This window comes from Crocinitomix catalasitica ATCC 23190, assembly GCF_000621625.1.
Lineage (GTDB): Bacteria > Bacteroidota > Bacteroidia > Flavobacteriales_D > Crocinitomicaceae > Crocinitomix > Crocinitomix catalasitica.
In genome coordinates this window covers 1-1,821 of the sequence record NZ_KK211320.1, presented here as the reverse complement: position 1 = coordinate 1,821, position 1,821 = coordinate 1, and the positions used below count along the sequence as shown (strand labels likewise).

At 34.4% G+C, this 1,821-nt stretch carries 3 protein-coding genes; all 3 read right to left on the bottom strand.

Annotated features, from left to right (window positions below):
- A partial coding sequence (locus tag T367_RS25125; protein WP_035846965.1) for a hypothetical protein occupies window positions 1-845 on the bottom strand: 845 nt, incomplete at its 3' end.
- On the bottom strand, window positions 838-1,188 hold the full coding sequence (locus T367_RS0120555; protein WP_027421508.1) for a hypothetical protein: 351 nt from the start codon (window positions 1,186-1,188) through the stop codon (window positions 838-840). The genes T367_RS0120555 and T367_RS25125, both read right to left, overlap by 8 nt.
- 285 nt (window positions 1,189-1,473) lie before the next feature.
- On the bottom strand, window positions 1,474-1,821 hold a 348-nt coding region (locus tag T367_RS24405), incomplete at its 5' end, for a T9SS type B sorting domain-containing protein (RefSeq protein WP_027421507.1).

The window sequence follows — 1,821 nt, the reverse complement described above, 5'->3', positions numbered from 1 at the left end:
AAAACTGATTGACCTAAACAAATAATTTCTTCGTCAACTGCTGCCACTACTTCTGGTGGACCATGAACAGTAATTTCAACTTCAAACTCACAATCTAAAGGATCGTCACTCGTTGCTGTGTAGGTATAAACTCCTTCCGCGTCAATTCTAAAAGGAACACCATCAACAACTCCGTCAGACCAAGTAATTGTTCCACCAATTTCGGAGGCTGCTTCTAATGTAACTTCTTCTCCAACACAAATATCTGTTGAGGAAACTGTCGTTGTTAGCTCTTCACAACTTTCGCCAACTCTAAAACCTAATTCTATAATGCCTATTTCATTTCCTCCATGTAATGAATTAACTTCAATTGTAACTTCATCAATTGCCGGATAAGATGTAAGAAAAGGAACCACAAAACCAAAACCAGAACCGTCAGGCATTGGAACAGTAAGTACTTCTGTAGCAATAGAAACTCCGCCAGAGAAAAACTCTAACGTTATATTATTTAGTGAATGATTCAATTCACAATCCGTAGACCATCCATTCCAAATATGCAATGCATCAATAGATGAGCTAGGTATGCCAACAGTTAATGTTCCAGTTGTAATTCCAGAACCCGAAATATAAGGTATTGGGCTAGCAACAGAACAGGTATTTGTAAAAGCATCCGTTAAAGGATCTGAAAATCCTGTTGCTTCGTTATATATGTTTTCAATAATCGTACTCCCTCCAAATTCACCTGCAGTTGTTGAAGCTGAAGTCGGTACAATATGCGTTTGACCTATTACAATACTATTACTAAAAAGTACAATTAATGTAATAAAAACAGCTTGAACTATTTTATTTAAGGTTGCTTTATTCATTTTTATTTTTTAATAGAGTGATTGTAAAATATATTTTTTCTTCCCCGTTCAAACCTTCAAAGAAGTAAGTGCCATTTGGACAAGCTGAAAAATCTATAATCGCGTATTCTTTTGCATGTGAAGTTGGTAATAAAATAGCGGGCTTAATAATTGAAGACTCATCATTTTTCATGATTTTAATCGTCTCCAAATCAACGTCATTTGCTAAAATTTTTATTTGATTTTGATTTAGGTTATATTCAATCTTGCCTTTAGTTTGATTGAGATGGATGACTTCTTGTGAAAACGTCATGAATATAAATCCAAACGTAAAAATTAGCATTGCGAATATATTTTTTCCCATTCTTTCAATAAATTTAATTCTGTTTTTGTAAAGACGTTAAATTTATCAAAATTGTTGCTTAAACAGGCTATATATCTAGATAAATCGATTATTGGACAACTAAACCATTAAGCAGAAGATGGAAAGCAAATCAGTTGAAGCACATAACTACCTAACTAACAAGTTTTAAATAAATACGGCGCTTCCTGTCAGAAACTAAGGTTATCCCCCTTTCTTCGAGTAGCCTTTAGCGAATAACGTTCTCCCTCTCTAAAGGCTCCGGAGAACAAGGCTCATTACTTACTATTATTTCCCTCCGCCAACAATCTGCACCGTTCCTTGGCCAACTAATGTTGTACCATTGTCAGTAATTGCTTCGTAAGTATAGAAATAAACACCGTCATTACATTTAGAACCATTCATATCTGTACCATCCCAAGTATCAGTAATTGCACTCATTTCGGTTTTTGTGATGCCCCATCGGTCAACAATTACACATTTAAATTCGGCAATTGATTTTGATTTAAACTCGAAAGTGAATAAATCATTTGCCCCATCACCATTCGGACTGAAAATATTGACATTATCGAATTCAATTGGCGAATAAACGATGATATTCTTACATAAAGTATCTGTACATCCATTTTTATTGAT

Coding starts and splice junctions, on each gene's coding strand:
- T367_RS0120555 (WP_027421508.1), bottom strand. CDS start 1,188: ATGGGAAAAAATATATTCGCAATGCTAATTTTTACGTTTGGATTTATA.